This is a genomic window from Streptomyces sp. NPDC101194 (assembly GCF_044767885.1).
Taxonomy (GTDB): Bacteria; Actinomycetota; Actinomycetes; order Streptomycetales; family Streptomycetaceae; genus Streptomyces.
In genome coordinates this window covers 54,144-68,712 of record NZ_JBIWOS010000001.1, presented here as the reverse complement: position 1 = coordinate 68,712, position 14,569 = coordinate 54,144, and the positions used below count along the sequence as shown (strand labels likewise).

Here is a 14,569-nt window from a genome sequence, read left to right as displayed (position 1 = left end):
AGGTATGAGGACCCATCGGGGAACAAGACGCCCACATCGGGCCGATGGTTGCCGCACACCTGTACGACGAATCGTTTCGGACACTCTCCCGGAACGGTTCCGTCCCGGAGAGCCTTCCAAGCAGGCACTTATGGGCGCACAGCAGACGTTTCAAGATCACTTAGCGGTGACCCCCGGGCGTGTTGTCAGTGGCAGGTGCGAGGATGCCTTCAGCACGGGACTGTGGGGTCGGGAGCCCTGCGGCACGTGACGAACCTGTACCGGACGACGCGTCCGTGTCGGGTGGGGGGAATCACAGGGCTTTTCCCCTGCCCGGCGCCCCGCGCAGAAGGGACCGCTGACGGCGATGCAGATCCGGCTGACCGTCCTCGCGCCGCGCAGCGGCCAGACCCCGGCGCGCGCCTGCGACGTGCTGGTCACCGCCCCGTCGGGGACGGCGCTCGCCACGGTGGCGTCCCCCCTGGCGGCGGCGGTCTCCGGGCCCGACGGCTCGCTCGGCAGCGGTGCGGTGGTGCTGTTCGCCGGGCGTGAGCGGCTGGACGCACAACGATGCGCGCTGGGCGAGCCCCCACTGGTCGACGGAGCGGTGCTCTCGCTCCAGGTCCCGGGCGAGGACGAGGTGGCGGACGACGCCGTCCCGGCGCAGCTGCACGTGGTCGCGGGGCCCGACGCGGGCGGCGTCCACCTGCTGCACGGCGGCCGGATCCGGATCGGCCGCTCCGCCGACGCGGACGTCCCGCTCGACGACCCCGACGTGTCCCGGCTGCACTGCGCGGTGACGGTCTCCGCGGACGGCCTGGTCTCGGTCGCGGACCTGGGTTCCACCAACGGCACCCTGCTCGACGGCACGGAGGTCCGCGACCGCCCGGTCCGCCTGGATCCCGGCGCGCTGCTGCGGCTCGGTGAGTCCACGCTCCGGCTGACCTCCGGCGCCCGTACGCCGACGCTGGCGACGGCGCCGGACGGCGAGGGGCATCTGCGGGTGTCCGGCACGGCGGGCGCGGCCGCCGCCGATGGCGACCCCGAGGCGCACGGCTCCGGTCATGCGTACGCCCGGGCCGCCTCCCCCGGCTCCGGACCCACCCCCCGGGAAGGGGCCGACGACCCTCACGCGTACGGGAACGGCGACGACGGGCACGCCGACGCCCGCCGCCGGTCACCCGCCGAGCCTTCCCCCCGGTCCGCGGGCGAGGAATCGCCCCGGCGGGGCGGGATAGGCGCCTGGGCGCGCAGACTCGCGGGCAACAAGGGCGAGCCGGTCCACGAGGCGACACCCGACGGCACGGGGGAGGCAGGGCCGTATCCGTCCACCGGCCCCCTGGCGCCACCGGGGTCCGCCGCGTCCAGCAGCTGGCCCGACCCCGCGGCCGTACTGCTCACCGCGCTCGGCCCCGGCCCCCGGCTCTGGGAGCGCGGCACCGCGCACCCGGAGGCCCTCGTGGTGCGCCTGGGCACCACGGACCGGGCCGGTCTGCCCGCCGTACCGGTGACCGTGGGGCTGCGGGAGGCCGGTTCCCTCGGGCTCGCCGGGCCGCGCACGCGGCTGGCCGGACTCGCCCGTTCGACGGTGGCGCAGCTCGCCGCACTGCACTCCCCCGCCGATCTGGAGATCGTGCTGATCAGCACGGACCGCGCGCGCGGCGCGGACGAGCGCAGGCGCGAGTGGGCCTGGCTGGGCTGGCTGCCCCATCTGCGGCCGATGCACGGCCAGGACTGCCGGCTGCTCCTCGCGTACGACCGCGAACAGGCCGTCGCCCGTACGACGGAGCTGGTGCGCCGACTGGACGAGGGGCCGCTCGGACCCGGCTGGGCGAGCCTCGACCGGAGCACGGTCGCCGAGGCCGCCGGGCAGTACACCGGGCCCTACACCGTGGTGATCGTCGACGGCGACCCCGGCTCGGCGGCGCTGCGCGAGACCACCGCCCGGCTGGCCGCCGCGGGCTCGGCCGCCGGGATCCATCTGATCTGTCTGGCGGAGACCCCTGCCGCCACACCCACCTCGCCGGTCGCGGCGACGTACGAGGCCGCCTGCCACGCCTCGATCGCGTTCCGCGAGTGCGGGGCGGTGGCGATGCTGAGCGGCGATGTGGCGACGGCCCTGCGACTGCTGCGCACCGCGGACGGCCGGGCCGCGGGCCGCGGCACGGTCGCCGCGGTGGACGCGGTGTCGGCGCACTGGGCCGAGCGGTTCGGCCGGGCGCTGGCCCCGCTGCGCACGGAGGGCTCGGCCACGTCCCACGGCCGGCCCGCGTCGGCCGCGCTCCCGCCGACCGCCCGGCTGCTGGACGAGCTGGGCCTGGCGCGTGCCACCCCGGCCTCCCTGATGGCCCGCTGGGCCTCCACCGCGGACGACCAGCCCGGCGCCACGGTCCGCGGTTCGGGTCGCTGGACGGGCGGGCCGGGAGGCGCGGCCGGTGGCGGAACGGACGCGGACGCCCGCGGTGCGGGCCGTACGGAGCACTCGCGGGGCGCGACCCCCCGCGTGGGCGCCCAGCGCTCGGCACCGGACGGTGCGGGCGGATACGTCCCCGGTTCGGGCCGTACCCCGTATCCCGGCAGCGAGACCGTCACCCACGTCGGCGTACCGGGCCACGGCCTGGCGCGCGACGACGCCCACGACACCCGTGGCCCGGGGCGCGCCCCGTACCCCGGCACCGCCGCCCCCCGGGTCAGCGGCGGGCACTACGGCGGCCCGCCCGGGGACGTCCCGGGCTCCCGCGCCGTTGCCGGGCCGGAGTTCCGTGGCGGTGGAGATGCCCCGGGGGCCGACGGCCTCCGTTCCGCCGGGGGCGAGCGCACCCCGAACCGTGTGAGCGGACCGCGCGGCGGCGACACGCCCCGGATCGCGGCGCGGACCGCCGAGGGCGCGGCGGCGGCCGGACGCACCGCCGTGACCGCGGACGCCGGCACGGGCACCCCCGCCGCCCCCGCCGAAGGCACCGCCCCGGTGGCCGCCGGGCGGCCGTTCGTGGTGCTCGGGGCCGGTCCCCGGGGCCCGGTCGGTGTGGATCTCGCGCAGGAGGGCCCCCATCTCCTCATCGAGGGGCCGCCCGGCAGCGGTCGTACGGAGCTGTTGCGGGCCGTCGCCGCCTCGCTGGCCGCGGCCGCCCGCCCCGACCTGCTGGGCATACTGCTGGTCGACGGCGCCGGGGGCGAGCGCGGCGAGAGCCTCGGCCCGTGCGCCGAACTCCCGCACGCGTTCACCCACCTCGTGGCCTCCGATCCGGTACGGATGCGCGAGTTCGCGCAGGCGCTGGGCGGTGAGCTGAAGCGGCGGGCCGAGCTCCTCGGCTCGTACGACTTCACCGAGTGGCACCACCGGCACGCCGTGGCGCAGCGGACGGTCGGTCAGCGGCCGCCGACGGCCGCCGAGCAGCGGGGCGACGTGGACTCGCCGATGAGCGGGACGCTCCGGCTGCGGCCCGCGGCAGCGCGGCCCGCGGCACCCGGGCCTTCCCCGCTGCCCCGGCTCGTCGTCCTGGTCGACGACTTCGACGCGCTGGTCGCACCGGCGCTCGGCAGTCCCGGCCGGCCGGCCGCCGGTTCGGTCGTGCGGGCTCTGGAAGCCGTGGCCCGGGAGGGCGGCCGGCTCGGCGTCCACCTGGTCGCGACATCCGCCCGCCCGGACCGTACGGAGGACACGGACCTGACCCACGGGGCCCGGCTGCGCATCGTGCTGGACGCGCCGGTCGTCCCGCCCTCGCCCGAGGACCCGGCACCCGGCCGTGGGCGCCTCGGTCATCCGGACGGGCGGGTGACGCCGTTCCAGGGCGGCCGGGTGACGGGACGCATTCCGCGTACGGCGACGCTGCGCCCCACCGTCGTGCCGCTGGAGTGGGAGCGGATGGGCGATCCGCCCACCCGGCGGCCGGTCCGGGAGCTGGGCAACGGCCCGACGGACCTGGCGCTGCTCGCCAGCGCGCTGGAGCGGGCCGCCCGGTCCGTCGGCGCGGAGCCGATAGCCCCGTTCGGGCCCGTCCGCTCCTGAGGTGTGCCTGGTCCGGACATGCACTGACATCACGTCACGAGCCCATTACGATCAAGGAGTTGACGCAGGGAACGGTATTGCGGCACCCGTGCACCGGGCGTAGGACTGTGCGCACACGACGATGTGAGAGACGGGGAAGCTATGCGCACAACCCTTCGGATCAGCAGGGCCGCCGTGGTGTTCAGCGCCATCGGCGCACTGGCCCTCACCGGTTGCAGCGACGACGGCGGCAACGGAAAGGGCAAGCCGGAAAAGAGCTCCGGGAACGGCAAGGGGGGCTCGTCGAGCGTCGCCCTGCCGAAGCTGGACGGCGAGAAGCTCTCGGTCGCGGCGGTCTGGACCGGAGCCGAGCAGGCCAACTTCGTCAAGGTCCTCAAGGAGTTCGAGAACCGCACGGGGGCGACGGTCACGTTCGTTCCGGCGCAGGACCCGATCGTCAACTTCCTCGGTACGAAGATCGCGGGAGGTCAGCCGCCGGACGTCGCGATGATCCCGCAGGTCGGCGCGATCCAGCAGGCCGCGCAGAAGAAGTGGGCCAAGCCGGTCGGCCCCGAGGCCAAGGCCCAGCTGGACAAGAACTACTCGAAGGTCTGGCAGGACCTCGGCGCGGTGGACGGCACCCAGTACGGCGTCTACTTCAAGGCCGCCAACAAGTCCCTGATCTGGTACAACGCCAAGGCGTTCGAGAACGCGGGCGCGTCCGAGCCGAAGACCTGGAAGGACTTCCTGGCGACGGCGGAGACGGTCTCCGCCTCGGGTGTCACCCCGGTCTCGGTCGGCGGCGCGGACGGCTGGACCCTCACCGACTGGTTCGAGAACATCTATCTCTCCCAGGCGGGCCCGGAGAAGTACGACCAGCTGGCCCAGCACAAGATCAAGTGGACGGACCCCTCCGTCAAGGACGCGCTGAGCACGCTCGCGCAGCTCTTCGGCAAGCCGTCGCTGATCGCGGGCGGCGCCGACGGCGCGCTGCAGACGGAGTTCCCGGCCTCGGTCACCCAGACCTTCACCGGCGGCGATCAGCCGAAGGCCGCCATGGTCTACGAGGGCGACTTCGTGGCCGTCAACATCGCGCAGACGAAGGCGAAGATCGGGACGGACGCCAAGGTGTTCCCGTTCCCGGCGGTCGGAGCCGAGTCCCCCGTCGTGACGGGCGGCGACGCGGCGGTGGCCCTGAAGGACGGCAAGGGCGCCCAGGCCCTGCTGACCTGGCTGGCCTCGACCGACGCGGCGAAGATCATGGCCGAGCAGGGCGGGTTCATCTCGCCGAACAAGTCCCTGGACGCCGCCGCGTATCCGAACGAGGTGCAGCGCACGATGGCGAAGGCGTTGATCTCGGCGGGTGACGCGGTCCGGTTCGACATGTCCGACCAGGCCCCGCAGTCCTTCGGCGGGACGCCCGGGAAGGGCGAGTGGAAGACCCTCCAGGACTTCCTGAAGAACCCGAAGGACATCGCGGGGACCCAAGCGAAGCTGGAGTCCGACGCGGCCAAGGCGTACAAGAGCTGACGGGATGACGACAGCCGCAGCGGGGGGCGCCGACGCGGTGCCCCCCGCCGACAAGCATCCGTCCGGACAGCCGTCGGTACCCGCGCCCAGGAAGCCGTCCGATGCGCCGGCCGGTGGCCCTGGACGCGGACGCAGGAGTGTGACCGGCACCCGCCGGATCATCGCCGCGCTCTTCCTGGCGCCCGCGCTGGTGCTGCTCGGCGCGCTCGTGGTCTATCCGATCGTGTACTCCGTGTACCGGTCGTTCTTCGACCAAGCGGGTACGGGCTTCGCCGGATTCGACAACTACAAGGCGCTGTTCACCGACGACACCATCCGCACGGCGATCAAGAACAACGCCATCTGGGTCGTGTTCGCGCCGACGGTCTCCACGGCCCTCGGGCTGATCTTCGCGGTGCTGACGGAACGGATCCGCTGGGGCACGGCGTTCAAACTGATCGTCTTCATGCCGATGGCGATCTCCATGCTCGCCGCCGGCATCATCTTCCGGCTGGTGTACGACCAGGCCCCGGAACGCGGGGTCGCCAACGCCGTATGGGTGGGTGTACACGACACGTTCGCCGAGTCGGCGAGCTATCCGAAGGCGCATCCGCTGCCCGTCCATCCGCTCAAGGCGGGCGGCGGCGGCTCGTTCGTCACCAAGGCCCCGGTGCGGGCCGGACAGCCGGTCCAACTGCCGCTGGTCGGTGTGGCACCGGCGAAGATGCCGGCGGACGCGAAGCCGGCGAAGGCCGCCGCGACGGAGTCCGGGAAGATCACCGGTACCGCGTGGCTGGACTTCACCAAGGGCGGCGGCGGCAGACCGAACGTCATCGACGCCAAGGAGCTGGGGCTCAAGGGCATCGAGGTCGAAGCGGTCGTGGACGGCAAGGTGGTCGCCTCGGCGACCGCGGGCGCGGACGGTACGTTCACCCTGCCCGCCTCGGCCGACGGCGCCCTGCTCCGGTTGCCCGCATCGAACTTCAAGGAGCCGTACAACGGGGTCGAGTGGCTCGGCCCGACGCTCGTCACACCGGCGATCATCGGCTCCTACGTCTGGATGTGGGCCGGCTTCGCGATGGTGCTGATCGCCGCGGGCCTGGCCGGCCTGCCGCGTGAACTCCTCGAAGCGGCCCGGGTGGACGGCGCGAACGAGTGGCAGGTGTTCCGCCGGATCACGGTGCCGATGCTCGCGCCCGTCCTCTCGGTGGTACTGGTCACGCTGATGATCAACGTCCTGAAGGTCTTCGACCTGGTCTTCATCATCTCCCCGGGCTCCTCGCTGGCCGACGCGAACGTGCTGGCGCTCCAGCTCTACCGCTCGTCGTTCGGCACGGACGCCGACCTCGGGATCGGCAGCGCCATCGCCGTACTCCTGCTGCTGCTGGTACTCCCGGTGATGTACGTCAACATCCGCCGGATCCGGAAGGAGGGGCGCCGATGACGACAGCCTCGGCCACGACCGCGAGCACGACGGCCGGTACCGCACCGGTGAAGGCCGAGCGGTCCCTCGGAGCACGCATCGCCGCCCGCGCCGGCGGCGGTGCGATGCGGGTCTTCCTCGTCCTGGTGGGCCTGTTCTGGCTGATGCCGACCGTCGGGCTGCTGCTCTCCTCGCTGCGCGGCGCGGACGACATCGCGTCGAGCGGCTGGTGGAAGATCTTCACGGCCCCCTCCCAGCTCACCCTCGACAACTACTCCCGGCTGCTGGACAATTCGACCATCACCCACTCCCTCCTCAGCACGGTCATGATCACCGTCCCGGCGACCGTCCTGGTCGTCGTGATCGGTTCACTGGCCGGATACGCCTTCGCCTGGATGGACTTCCCCGGTCGCGACTGGTGGTTCCTGGTGGTCGTGGCGCTGTTGGTGGTGCCGGTCCAGGTGGCTCTGGTCCCGGTGTCCAAGCTCTTCGGCGCGGTCGGGATCTTCGAGACGACCTTCGGCGTGGTCGTCTTCCACACGGCCTTCGGCCTGCCCTTCGCGATCTTCCTGCTGCGGAACTTCTTCGCGGAGATCCCGAGGGAACTGCTGGAGGCGGCCCGGCTCGACGGAGCGGGCGAGATCCGGCTCTTCACCCGGGTCGTGATGCCGCTCGGCGGCCCGGCGATCGCCTCTCTGGGAATCTTCCAGTTCCTCTGGGTGTGGAACGACATGCTGGTCGCGCTGATCTTCGCGGACTCCGGCTCCCCGCCGATCACCGTGGCCCTGCAGCAGCAGGTGCGGCAGTTCGGCAACAACATCGACGTGCTGGCGCCCGGCGCCTTCGTGTCGATGGTGATTCCGCTGGCGGTCTTCTTCGCCTTCCAGCGCCAGTTCGTCTCCGGCGTGATGGCGGGTGCGGTGAAGTAGTACGCCGCACAGTCGTACGTCAACACGGGGTGGTCCTGTTCACCGCAACAGGGCCACCCCACCTGCACTTTCACAGGTTTGCCACGTTTTGACGTAACTCCGTCACTCCATCGGCCGTTTGCGGACCGCCCGCCCGCGCTGCGAACGACCCATGGATGTGTTGTGCCCCGGTTCAGTGTCATCGTGCCCGCGTACCGGGTTCAGGCGTATCTGCACGAGAGCCTGGACTCGGTGCTGACCCAGTCGTTCGAGGACTTCGAGCTCCTCGCGGTGGACGACTGCTCACCCGATGCCTGTGGCGCCGTCATCGACGAGTTCGCGGCCCGCGACGACCGGGTGCGGGCCCTGCACCTGCCGGAGAACGTGGGCCTGGGCCGGGCCCGGAACGCCGGGATCGCGCAGGCCACCGGCGACTACCTGCTCTTCCTGGACGGCGACGACACCCTCGCCCCCGGCGCCCTGCGGGCCGTCGCCGACCGGATCGAGGAGACCGGGGAACCCGACGTCCTGGTCTACGACTACGCCCGTACGTACTGGACCGGCGAGAGCGTGCGCAACACCTTCGCCGAGCACCTCTCCCAGACCGGCCCCACCACCTTCACGCTCGCCGACCGGCCGGGGCTACTGAAGGTCCTGATGGTCGTCTGGAACAAGGCGTACCGCCGCGAGTTCGTCGAGGCCGAGAAGTTCGCCTTCCCCGCCGGTTACTACGAGGACACGCCCTGGACCTACCCGGTGCTGATGGCCGCCCGCTCGATCGCGGTGCTCGACCGGGTGTGCGTCGGCTACCGGCAGCGGCGCCAGGGCAACATCCTGGCCACCACCAGTCGCAAGCACTTCGACATCTTCGAACAGTACGACCGGGTCTTCGCGTTCATCGACTGCCGCCCCCGGCTCGCACCCTGGCGGCCGGTGATCCACCGCAGGATGCTCGACCACTTCTGCACGCTGTTCACCACCCGGGGCAGGCTGCCGCGCGGCAGCCACGCCGAATTCTTCCGCCGTGCCCGCGCGCACTGCGGCCGCTACCGCACCCCCGGCGCCCCCGCGCCGCACCGCGCCCGGCTGCGCCACGGCCTGATCCGGCTGGGCGCGCGCCGTACCTACCGCGCGCTGTGGGCGGCGCAGCTGCTGCACAGAAGGCTGCGGAGGGTCACCGCGGCCGTGCGCCGGGTACTGCGGGCCGCCGCCCTCCAGGCGTACTACCGCGTCCAGTTGCGGCTGCCCGTCCAGAGGGACCTGGCGGTGTTCGCCGCGTACTGGCACCGCGGCTACGCCTGCAGCCCCGCGGCGATCGAGGCGAAGGCCCGCGAGCTGGTGCCCGGTCTGCGGACCGCCTGGATCTGCCGTCCCGAGGACGCGCACACCGTGCCCACCGGGACGCGCAGCATCACCCCCGGGACGTACGGCTACTGGCGGGCGCTGGCCCGCTCCGGCTATCTGGTGAACAACGTCAACTTCGACCGGCGGCTGGTCAAGCGGCGCGGCCAGGTGCTGCTCCAGACCCACCACGGCACCCCGCTCAAGACCATGGGCCTGGACCTGCAGAACCGTCCGGCGGCGGCCCGCGGGACCGATTTCGGGCAGTTGCTCGCCAACGTCGACAAGTGGGACTTCTCCCTCTCCGCGAACCGGCACTCCACCCTCGTCTGGGAGAAGGCGTATCCGTCGGCCTCCGCGAGCTGCGCGACACTGGAGTACGGCTGTCCGCGCAATGACATCTACCAGCGGGCCACCGCCGACGACGTGGCGCGGCTGCGCGAGTCGATCGGCGTCCCCGAGGGCACCCTGGCCCTGCTGTACGCGCCCACGCACCGCGACTACCGGCGCGATCAGCACTCCGTGCTCGACCTGGCCCGCGTGGCGCGGGACCTCGGTCCGGGCTTCGTGATCCTGGCGCGCGCCCACTACTCGTACGGGGCCCAGCCGATCCGCGAGCCGCATCCGCGGGTCGTCGACGTCAGCGGCCACCCGTCCGTCGAGGCCCTCGCGCTCGCCTCCGACGCGCTGATCACGGACTACTCGTCGCTGATGTTCGACTACGCCAATCTGGACCGGCCCGTCGTCATCCACTGCGGCGACCGCGAGGCGTACGAAGCGGCCCGCGGCACCTACTTCGACCTGCACTCCTGCCCGCCCGGCGCGATCGCGTACAGCGAGGCCGAACTGCTGGACGTCTTCACGACCGGCCACTGGTGCGGCACCCGCTCCGCCGAGCGGCGCGAGGCGTTCCGGGAACGCTTCTGTCCGTACGACGACGGGTACGCGGCGGAGCGGGTGGTGCGCCGGGTGTTCCTGGGCGAGACGACCGCGCATCCGCCGGTGGTCCCTCCGGCGCTGCGGCGGCCCGCACCGGCGGCGGGCGACCCTGCTCAGGTCCCGGTCCCGGCCCCCGCCCGCGCCGCGCTCCCCGGGGACCGGCAGGCCTCCACGGGCCTCGGTCTCGCAGGGACACGGCCCACCAACCTTCCCTGACCGCCCCACTTCCGTTCCCCTGCCCACCCCGAGAACCGAATCCGAGAAAGAGCCCGCATGACCCGGCTGAGTGTCGTCATCCCCGTCCGTCGCGCCCGAGGGCAGCTGCGGGAGTGCCTGGAATCGGTGCTCACCCAGTCGTTCACGGACATCGAGGTGATCGGGGTCGACGACGGCGCGCCGGACGGATCGGGGCTGCTGTTCGACGAGTTCGCCGCACGGGACCACCGGGTGCAGGCCGTCCATCTGCCGCCGGGGGCCGGCCAGGACGGGCGGCGCAACGCCGGGGCCGAGCGGGCCGTCGGCGACTATCTCCTTTTCCTGGAGGGCAACTTCGTCCTGCTGCCGGGCGCCCTGCGGGCCGTCGCCGACCGGCTGGAGGCCTGTGGTGATCCCGAACTGCTGCTGTTCGGTCATCACCGGCGGCCGTTCCGGGGCCGCCCCCGGCCGTCCCGGTCACTGGAGCTGCTCCGCGCGCTGCCCGAGAAGCGGCTCACCCTCGCCGGGCATCCCGTGCTCCTGGACATCGCACCGGTCTCCTGGAACCGCGCCGTGCGCCGCGCTCTTCACGAGGGCGAGAAGCTGGTCTTCGGACCGGGGCGGCACGGGGAGCGGATGTACGCGGTCCAGACCCTCGCCGCGGCCGGATCCGTCGCCGTGCTCCCGATCGCGTGCGTCGAGCACCGCGGCCGGCGCGGCCTGCCCGTCGAGCCCGACGGGCCCGAACCCGCGGACGGCACCGCACCGCACCGGCTCGTCGACGCGTACACCGGTCTGATGGAGTTCGTCCGGAACCGGCCGCCACTGCGTCCCGTACGGGCCCTGCTCTTCGACCGGGCGGCCTCGGAACTCCTCGCCGGGTACCCGTCGGTGACCCGCCGACGCAGGCACTATGTACGGTCCGTGGCGGCCTTCCACCGGGCTCACCGGCCCGAGGAGCACCGTTTCCCGAATGGTGCCAAGGGGCTGCGGCCGAGGCTGATGGGCGGCGGCCGGTACGTCGCACTCGCCGTCCTCGACACGGTCCTGGCTCTGCGCCGCAACCTGCGGGCCGTGCCCGGTGCGGTCCGGGCGCGGGCCGGACGCACCCTGTCCGCGCGTTACTACTGGTGGCGGCGGCGGCTTCCGCTGGACCCCGGGCTCGCCGTCTACGCCGCGTACTGGAACCGCGGGATGAGCTGCAATCCGGAGGCCGTCTTCCGCAAGGCCCGGGAGCTGGCCCCGCAGGTGCGCGGGGTGTGGGTGGTGGCGAGGAACCAGGTGGACTCGTTGCCCGAGGGCATCGACCACGTGGTACCGGGAACCCGCCGCTACTGGCAGGTGCTGGCCCGTGCCACGTACTTCTTCAACAACGTCAACTTCCCCGATCACCTGGTCAAGCGGCCCGGCCAGATCCATGTGATGACCCATCACGGCACACCGCTGAAGATCATGGGACTCGACCAGCAGGACTATCCGGCGGCGGCCCAGGGGCTGAACTTCGACCGGCTGCTCCAGCGCGTCGACCGGTGGGACTGGAGCGTCTCGGCCAATCCCCACTCCACCGAGGTGTGGGACCGCGCCTACCCGGGCGCCGCGCGGTCCCTCGAAGCGGGCTATCCGCGCAACGACGTCTTCGCGACGGCGACGGACGAGCGGATCGCGGAGATCCGCTCGGGGCTCGGCATCGGTCCCGGGCAGCGGTCCGTGCTGTACGCGCCGACGCACCGCGACTACGAGGCGGCGTTCACCAGCCGGCTGGATCTGGTCCGGCTCTGCGAGACGCTCGGCCCGGACACCGTGGTGATGGTCCGCGCCCACTACTTCTACGAGGGTGCGGGGCTGCCGGAGCACCCCCGGCTCCTCGATGTCTGCGACCATCCGCGGATCGAGGAGCTGTGCCTGGCGGCGGACACGCTGGTGACGGACTACTCGTCGGTCATGTTCGACTACGCCCATCTGGACCGTCCGATCGTGGTGCACGCCCCCGACTGGGAGACGTACCGCACGGTCCGGGGGGTCTGCTTCGATCTGCTGTCCGGAAGACCCGGCGACACCCCTGGGGCGGTCTCCACCGACACGGAGGAGCTGGCCCGGATCCTCCTCGACGGCAGTTGGCGGAGCCCGGCGAACGAGGCGCTGCGGGCCGCGTTCCGGGCCCGGTTCTGCCCGTACGACGACGGGCGCGCCGCGGAACGGGTGGTACGGCAGGTGCTGCTGGGGGAAGCGGCGCCGGTCGGCGGACGGGCCTGAGGACGAGGTCCGTCCGCCGGCGCGGTCTCAGCGTTGCTGGCCCGCCATCACCGTGACGAGCCCGACGACCACGAGCAGCGAGCCGCCCCAGGTCCACATCGAGGTCCGTTCGTGCAGCACGGTCGCGCCGGCCAGCACGATCAGCAGATACCCGAGAGCGTTGAACGGGTAGGCGATGGACAGCGGCACCTTGGCCAGGGTGGTCATCCAGGCGAGGGCCGACACCGCGAAGACCACCAGGCCGAGCACGACCCAGGGGCTGGTGGCGGCCCGCAGGGCGACGGATCCGCCGCCCTGCGCGGCGGCGGCCGCGGCGCCTTTCATCCCGTGCTTGAGCATGATCTGGCCGCCCGCCGACGAGAAGACGGCGAACAGCAGCAGCATCAGACTGGGAAGGGTCAAGGCCTTGCTCCTGACTGCGACGACCGGGGTTGCGGACGATGGTGCGGGGGCGGGAGGGGGAACGGCGGCCTCAGACGCCGACCCGGTCGGCAAGGACGTGCTGTCGGTTGAGGATGTCCTGTACATCGACGTGCTCTCCAGCGATGATCGTCTCGGCCGCGTGCGGGGTGAGCAGTGCGACGTGCTGATAGCCGAACAGCGTCGGCCGGATCCGGGTGAGCAGTTTCGACACCCCGCCGAGGACCGCGGGAAGCGGTCCACCGCCGAGCAGTGCCCAGAACGGGGCACCGGTGGAGACGACGTGGAGGACGTCGTAGCCCGCGGCCCGGACCGTGCGGCGCAGACTGGCCCGGGTGAAGAAGCGCAGATGCGTCTCGTCGAGGATGCCCCGCCGGTCGTAGTCGAAGACCCCGAGCGCCACCCGCAGTCTTGAGTACCAGTGGCTGAAGTTCGGTACGGAGAGCAGCACATGGCCGCCGGGCCGCAGCACGGTGGCGACCTCGGCGAGCACCCGCTCGGGGCGGGAGAGGTGCTCGATGACGTCGCCGGCGACCACGTAGTCGAAGTCGGCGCCGATCCCCGCGGGCAGGCCCTCCTCCAGGTCGGCGAGGTGGAAGTGGGTGCATTTCTCGCGTACGCCGGGGACCTCGACGTAGTCCACGCCCGTCACCTCGTGGCCGAGGGCTTCGAGACGCTGCGCGAACAGGCCGCCGGAGCAGCCGAGATCGAGGACCCGGCCGGGCGGGAGGCCACGCATCTTCTCCAGGATGACGGCGTGCGAGGAACCGTCGCCCTCCTTGAACGCGTACTCGACGGGCTTGGGGATCCAGGCGCAGGTGCCGAACCCCTTGACGGCGAGCCGGTATTCGAGGACGTCCTTGACCACGTCCTTCGCGTACTTCATGCCGTTGACGTAGCAGATCTCGTCGCCGTAGTAAGTGGGGACGGGGATCTCCTTGATCCGCATTCCCTCGTTGAGCAGCTGGACGATGATCTGGGTGTCGAAGTCGAAGGCGTCGGTGTTCCGGTGGATCGGCAGCTTCTTGAGTGCCGCGACGCTGTAGGCGCGGTACCCGGAGTGGAATTCGGTGAGCTGCGATCCGAGGAGGGCGTTCTCCAGACGGGTGAGAATGCGGTTGCCGAGCCATTTGTACATCGGCATGCCGCCCTTGAGAGCGGATCCGGATTTCATCATCCGGGAGCCGAAAACGGCTTCGCATTCGCCGCGCTCGATGGGCGCGACCATGTCGGGCAGGAATTCCGGCGCGTACTGCCCGTCGCCGTGCAGCAGCACGATGATGTCGAGTCCGTGTTCGACGGCCAGCGCGTATCCGGCCTTCTGGTTTCCGCCGTATCCGAGATTCTTGGTGTGCCGCATCACCACGGTCCGCGGCATTCCCTCCGTCTGCGACCAGCGGCAGCCCGCGGTGAACGTCGCGTCATGGCTCGCGTCGTCGAGGATGAGGACCTCGGCGACCTTGGACCGGAAGTCCTCCGGAATGCGGTCGAGGGTCCTCTCCAGCGTCGTCTCGGCGTTGTACGCGACCACCAGGATGCCGATCCTGGGGCTCGGGCTTTCCTTCACGGGGCGTTCTCCAGTTGTGCTCGGTGCTCGGTGCTCGGGGGATGCGA

At 72.0% G+C, this 14,569-nt stretch carries 8 protein-coding genes; 6 read left to right on the top strand and 2 right to left on the bottom strand.

Annotated elements, in window-relative coordinates:
* Positions 1-346 precede the first annotated feature (346 nt).
* The 6 genes from ACIRP2_RS00245 to ACIRP2_RS00220 all read left to right on the top strand — a co-directional run bounded on the left by ACIRP2_RS00245 (position 347) and on the right by ACIRP2_RS00220 (position 12,535).
* Positions 347-3,988 (top strand): FHA domain-containing protein, encoded by a 3,642-nt coding sequence (locus ACIRP2_RS00245; protein ID WP_404244964.1) that lies wholly within the window; start codon positions 347-349, stop codon positions 3,986-3,988.
* A 141-nt stretch (positions 3,989-4,129) separates the two neighbouring features.
* Complete coding sequence (locus tag ACIRP2_RS00240) at positions 4,130-5,497, top strand: ABC transporter substrate-binding protein (RefSeq protein WP_404244962.1); 1,368 nt, start codon at positions 4,130-4,132, stop codon at positions 5,495-5,497.
* A 4-nt stretch (positions 5,498-5,501) separates the two neighbouring features.
* Complete coding sequence (locus ACIRP2_RS00235; protein WP_404244960.1) at positions 5,502-6,920, top strand: carbohydrate ABC transporter permease; 1,419 nt, start codon at positions 5,502-5,504, stop codon at positions 6,918-6,920.
* Entirely contained in the window at positions 6,917-7,828 is a 912-nt protein-coding gene (locus ACIRP2_RS00230) for a carbohydrate ABC transporter permease (protein ID WP_404244958.1), read from the top strand. Before ACIRP2_RS00235 ends, ACIRP2_RS00230 begins: the two co-directional genes overlap by 4 nt.
* 162 nt (positions 7,829-7,990) lie before the next feature.
* Positions 7,991-10,303 (top strand): CDP-glycerol glycerophosphotransferase family protein, encoded by a 2,313-nt coding sequence (locus tag ACIRP2_RS00225; protein ID WP_404244956.1) that lies wholly within the window; start codon positions 7,991-7,993, stop codon positions 10,301-10,303.
* Between the two features lie 57 nt (positions 10,304-10,360).
* A complete protein-coding gene (locus tag ACIRP2_RS00220; RefSeq protein WP_404244954.1) occupies positions 10,361-12,535 on the top strand; it encodes a CDP-glycerol glycerophosphotransferase family protein in 2,175 nt (724 codons plus the stop codon).
* 27 nt (positions 12,536-12,562) lie between these two features.
* Here ACIRP2_RS00220 and ACIRP2_RS00215 read toward each other — a convergent pair whose 3' ends face one another.
* Positions 12,563-12,937, bottom strand: coding sequence for a hypothetical protein (locus ACIRP2_RS00215; protein WP_404244953.1), 375 nt, complete (start codon positions 12,935-12,937; stop codon positions 12,563-12,565).
* A 70-nt stretch (positions 12,938-13,007) separates the two neighbouring features.
* The gene (locus ACIRP2_RS00210) at positions 13,008-14,522 is read right to left on the bottom strand and encodes a methyltransferase domain-containing protein (RefSeq protein ID WP_404244952.1); all 1,515 of its coding nucleotides are present in this window, start codon (positions 14,520-14,522) and stop codon (positions 13,008-13,010) included.
* Positions 14,523-14,569 lie beyond the last annotated feature (47 nt).